This window comes from Terrisporobacter muris (assembly GCF_024621905.1).
Lineage (GTDB): Bacteria > Bacillota > Clostridia > Peptostreptococcales > Peptostreptococcaceae > Terrisporobacter > Terrisporobacter muris.
In genome coordinates this window covers 1-5,084 of record NZ_JANKBY010000278.1, presented here as the reverse complement: position 1 = coordinate 5,084, position 5,084 = coordinate 1, and the positions used below count along the sequence as shown (strand labels likewise).

5 protein-coding genes are annotated in these 5,084 nt (G+C 25.9%); 4 read left to right on the top strand and 1 reads right to left on the bottom strand.

The window, feature by feature from the left end:
* The first annotated feature begins 56 nt into the window (after positions 1 to 56).
* The 4 genes from NSA58_RS15960 (at position 57) to NSA58_RS15945 (ending at position 4,093) form a co-directional block, all read left to right on the top strand.
* Positions 57 to 761 carry a tRNA threonylcarbamoyladenosine dehydratase gene (locus tag NSA58_RS15960; RefSeq protein ID WP_039680574.1) on the top strand — a complete coding sequence of 235 codons (705 nt, stop codon included), beginning with the start codon at positions 57 to 59 and terminating at the stop codon, positions 759 to 761.
* A gap of 213 nt (positions 762 to 974) precedes the next feature.
* On the top strand, positions 975 to 1,694 hold the full coding sequence (locus tag NSA58_RS15955) for a response regulator transcription factor (protein ID WP_039680575.1): 720 nt from the start codon (positions 975 to 977) through the stop codon (positions 1,692 to 1,694).
* Positions 1,648 to 2,676, top strand: coding sequence for a sensor histidine kinase (locus NSA58_RS15950; protein WP_039680576.1), 1,029 nt, complete (start codon positions 1,648 to 1,650; stop codon positions 2,674 to 2,676). Before NSA58_RS15955 ends, NSA58_RS15950 begins: the two co-directional genes overlap by 47 nt.
* A 16-nt stretch (positions 2,677 to 2,692) precedes the next feature.
* Positions 2,693 to 4,093, top strand: a complete 1,401-nt coding sequence (locus tag NSA58_RS15945) for a sensor histidine kinase (RefSeq protein ID WP_052233072.1) — start codon at positions 2,693 to 2,695, stop codon at positions 4,091 to 4,093.
* Positions 4,094 to 4,136: 43 nt separating this feature from the next.
* Here NSA58_RS15945 and NSA58_RS15940 read toward each other — a convergent pair whose 3' ends face one another.
* The gene (locus tag NSA58_RS15940; protein ID WP_039680577.1) at positions 4,137 to 4,970 is read right to left on the bottom strand and encodes a ComEC/Rec2 family competence protein; all 834 of its coding nucleotides are present in this window, start codon (positions 4,968 to 4,970) and stop codon (positions 4,137 to 4,139) included.
* Positions 4,971 to 5,084: the final 114 nt, after the last annotated feature.

Sequence of the window (5,084 nt, the reverse complement as noted above, 5' to 3'; positions counted from 1 at the left end):
AATCATTAAAGATAATTTATAATAATACTTATTTAAAATTTAAGGAGAATGCATATATGAAAGATTTTACAATGAGAACAAGCCTTATTGTTGGAGACGAAGGCATAGATAAATTAGAAAAATCAAATGTTATAGTATTTGGAGTGGGTGGAGTTGGAAGTTTTGCTACAGAAGCTCTAGTTCGTGCTGGAATAGGTAATATAACTATAGTAGACTTTGATGATGTTGATGTTACTAATATAAATAGACAATTGCCAGCGTTGCACTCAACTGTAGGGAAATTAAAAGTAGAAGTAATGAAAGAAAGATTATTAGATATTAATCCAGATTTAAATATAAGAGCAGTTGCTAAAAAATATAACAAAGAAACTACGGATGAAATACTAATAGAAGATTATGATTATGTAATAGATGCCATAGATATGGTTACATCTAAAATTTTATTAGTTGAAGAATGTAATAAAAGAGGATTAACATTAATATCTTCTATGGGGATGGGAAATAAATTAGATCCAACGAAGATAGTAGTTACAGATATACATAAAACTCACACTTGTCCACTGGCAAAAGTAATGAGGAAAGAATTAAAAGATAGAAGAATAAAAAAACTTAAGGTTGTTTATTCAGAAGAACAACCACAAGAACTAAAGAAAAGAGTAATGAATGGAAGAAAAGTTACTCCAGGAAGTACTTCATTTGTACCTTCTGTTGGAGGATTAACAATAGCTTCTGTTGTCGTAAATGAGTTATTAAATAAATAATATATGAAAAGCCCTTTTTAGGGTTTTTTTTAATGTATAATACTTTTTACGTGAAAATTTTAAGTAATGTCGTTATTATAAGTGGAACGAGCATCTCTTGTTGATGTTATGAGTATAGTGAATTTTAGAAATTTGTAAGAAATACATAAACAAATTTTTTAGAATCATAGATTATTATAAATTTATAAGTTTGGAAATAAATTAGGAGGAAGTATGAATAAACATAATGTATTAGTTGTAGATGATGAAAAAGAAATACCAGACGCTATTGAAAGGTACTTAATGCCTGAAAATATAAGGGTACTAAAAGCTTATGATGGAAAAGAAGCTTTAGAAATTATAGATAATGAAGAAATTCATTTGGTAATAGTGGATATAATGATGCCAAAGATAGACGGTATTGAAGCAACTATGAAAATAAGAGAAGAGAAAAATATACCAATAATAATGTTAACAGCTAAATCTGAATATAGTGATAAAATTCTAGGATTAAATATAGGTGCTGATGATTATATTACAAAACCATTTTATCCATTGGAACTAATAGCTAGGGTCAAATCTCAGCTTAGAAGGTATATAAATTTAGGAAACTTTAAAAATGAAGATAGAAGTAAGGTTATAACTATAGGCGGCATAAAGTTAGATTTAGAAAGTAAACTGCTTATAGTAGATGGGGAGGAAAAGAAAATAACTTTTTTAGAGTATAAAATTTTAGAAGTGCTTATGAAAAGTCCTGGAAGGGTATTTTCAGCAGAAGAAATTTATGAAAAGGCCTGGGATGAAAGGTGTGTAAGCACAGATACAGTAATGGTTCACATTAGAAGGATTAGAGAAAAAATAGAAATAAATCCTAAAGAACCAAGATATTTAAAGGTGGTGTGGGGAATTGGATATAAGTTCGAAAAAGTTTCAAACTACAGTAAGCAAATTTAAAAAATTTGCATTTGCAATTAATATATTAATAATTTTAATATCAATATTATTAATCATGTTCTTACAGAGAAAAAAAGATGCAATATTAATTATTGCTTTAATAATATTTGTAAAAGTAAGTTTATTATATACATTTGATAATTGTAGAATTATATTATTTTTACAACATATAAGAGAAATGTCAAATACAAGTTATTGTGTGTCAGAAATATTAGAAAAAACTGATGAAAAATCAGAAATAAGCCTTGTATTAGGTAAGAAATATAAAAAGGTTTTAAATGAAATGCATAAAGTTGAAAAATACACTTATGAAGCAGTTATAAAAGGAAAGCAAAGTGAAAAAATGGCTAATACAGTGGTAGAAGATGTGGGTAAAAATCTTATTAAACCAGTGGAGAATATAGATAAGGGTGTAAAAAGTCTAAAAGAAAATATGAATGATGAAATTCTTGATTATATAGAAAAAGAAGCTTATACAATGAAAGACACAATAAATGAGCTTTTTGAATTATCAAAGGCAGTAACAAAAACCTTAGAAATTGATATTCAAAAAATTGATATAGTTTCTCTAATAAAACAGGCATTGGTTGAATATGAAGGAAGATTGGAAGATAAAAATATAAAAATAAAAAAATATATTCCAAATGAGAAGATATTTATAGATGCTGATGGAGATAAATTATGGAGGGTTCTTGAAATACTGGTTGAGAATATATTAAATCATGCTAAAGAGAGAACTAGAGCCTATGTTGAAGTTAAAGAGATGGAAGATAATATTGAGTTAACTTTGATTAATATTTCAAAAAATGAGTTAAATATGGATGTTAAAAAGTTTTATGAATTAATAAATGAAAATAAAAACTTAGGAATACCTATAGCTATCAGTCTAATTGAAGTGCAAGGTGGTAAGTTTGATATAGACATAGATGGAGATATGTTTAAAGTAACTTTGTTGTTTAAAAACAAAGGGCTACAAGGATGAAAGGAGTGAGATATAAATGATAGAAAAATATATTTATTCTCACGATGAAGAATTAAAATATTTAAGTGAAGAAGAATTAAAGTATAGGGGAAAACTAATAAACCCTTTATTTATAGAAAAACTAACTTGGTACTTATTATTATTAATTTATTGTGTATGGGTAAGGAAAAACTTAAAATTATCATATGGTATTTTTGAAACTGGACTTGGAGGCTTTCTTAATGGTCCTATGGCAAATAGTGTAGGATACTATTTATTAATATTGATATATGCAATAATAGGGTTAACCGGAGTAAGTTTAATAGTGAAAACAGTTCAACTTTACGCTTTGTCAGCGAACAGTAATGAAGAGGGAGAAATGATTATAAAAAAGAAAATATTTAAAAAATGGTGCACATACATTTTAAATACAATATTTTCAATTAGCTTAATAAACTATATAACTTCAAATTTACAGATTTGGTTCAATATACTTATAATAACTATTGTAACAAAAACAATTATAAAATTAATTGGACTTTTAATAATCCAATTTAGAATAGCTATGATAAGTGGAGCTTTGGAAGATGCCATAGAAGAAGTGGAAAATGGAGATTTTAATAAAATTGAAGATTCTATGGCGGAGCTTATAGGCGATGGAGATGGAATAGAGTTTATTTGGGGATTGGGATTTAAGCATATTCTTGTGGAAATAAAAACACTATTTAGAAAAATTGAAGATATAACAAAAGAAGAAAAAGAACTTTATCAAAATAAGAATTATTTAATAACTAATTTATCTCATGATTTGAAAACACCTTTAACTTCTATTATCAATTCAATTTACATATTAAAAAATGAAACATTGAGCGAAAAAGAGAAAAAAGGACAAATTGAAATATTAGAAAAAAAGTTAGAAAGATTAAATATTTTAATAAAAGACTTGAATGAAACTGTAGATACAGATTATGAAGGTTTAGTAGTCAAAAAAAAGGAAATAAAAATAAATGAGCTTATAAAAAATGAAATAGAAATTTATAGCGATAAATTTAAAAGCTCTAATTTAGATATAAAATTAAATGTTCCCAAAGAAGATGTAACATTATTTTTAGATGAAGATAAAACCATAAGAATTGTTGACAATATACTTAGTAACATAAATAAGTATTCACTAGAGGACACAAGAGTTTATGTTGATATAATTAAAAAAGAAGAAAATGTTGAAATAACATTTAAGAATATTAGCAAGTATGGTATAGATGTTGATGTTAATACAATAGGTGAGAGATTTGTTCAAGGTGATAAATCAAGAAATATGGAAGGTCATGGTCTAGGCCTAAGTATAATAAAAAGTTTAGCAAATATACAAGGTGGAAAAGTAGAATTTGATATCCAAGGGGACTTATTTAAACTTGTTTTAAAATTTACTAAGATATAAAATAAAAGGCTGCATTTTTCAATGCAGTTTTTTATTTTATAAGTTACTTATATTTTTTAGTAGTAAAAATCTTGTAACCGTCACTATAAAATACTAAATCTCCGTTAATATCAGTACGAAGTGTCTTAGCACCGTATTTTTTTAAAGTATCTAAAGTTGACTTATGTGGATGACCATATTGATTTTTGTAACCACAAGAAATTGCTGCAATGGAAGGACTGCTATCTTTTATAAAGTCATCAGTAGAAGACGAACTACTTCCATGATGAGCCACCTTCAAAAAATCAATATCATCAAGTTTATATGAACTAGTCATTTCTATTTCATTTGGTTCTTCACAATCTCCTGTAAATAAAAAATCCATATCATTGTATTCTAAGTTAAAAACAATAGAATTTTGGTTATTATTATCTTGTATATAAGATGGGCTAAGTACATTTATAATTGTGTTGTTGTCTATTTTTATGTAATCATCTTTACTTAAATAATTAATTTTGAGATTTTTATTTTCGCATGCTTCTACTAGATTATAATAATGAGAAGAATCATCTTTTTGATTTGGTGTATAAACTTTATTTACATTGAAATTAGTAATAATCTCATCCAAACTACCAATATGATCCTTGTCCAAGTGAGTAGCTATAACTATATCTAAGTTTTTCACTTTATTAAATTTTAGATAAGTTTTTATGATTTTATAAGTACTTTCATCTCCGCCATCAATTAATATATTTTTTTCTTTAGGCGTTTGTATTAAAATGCAATCTCCTTGTCCAACATCTATAATATGTACAGATAAAAATTCTTTATATGGATTACAGCCACAACATAATAAAAGAAGTAAAGTTATTATTATACATTTAATTTTCTTAACCAAATATAAGTCCTCCTAATAATTATTCTTCATATTTTATTCACAATTATTAGGTAAAATATAGATTGTTATACACTTATCAAATATAAATTTAAAAAAATATCAAAAAATTTTGTT

What these genes read in the sequence shown, in the direction of transcription:
- NSA58_RS15960 (WP_039680574.1), top strand. Translation starts at nt 57, where the DNA reads ATGAAAGATTTTACAATGAGAACAAGCCTTATTGTTGGAGACGAAGGC.
- NSA58_RS15955 (WP_039680575.1), top strand. Translation starts at nt 975, where the DNA reads ATGAATAAACATAATGTATTAGTTGTAGATGATGAAAAAGAAATACCA.
- NSA58_RS15945 (WP_052233072.1), top strand. Translation starts at nt 2,693, where the DNA reads ATGATAGAAAAATATATTTATTCTCACGATGAAGAATTAAAATATTTA.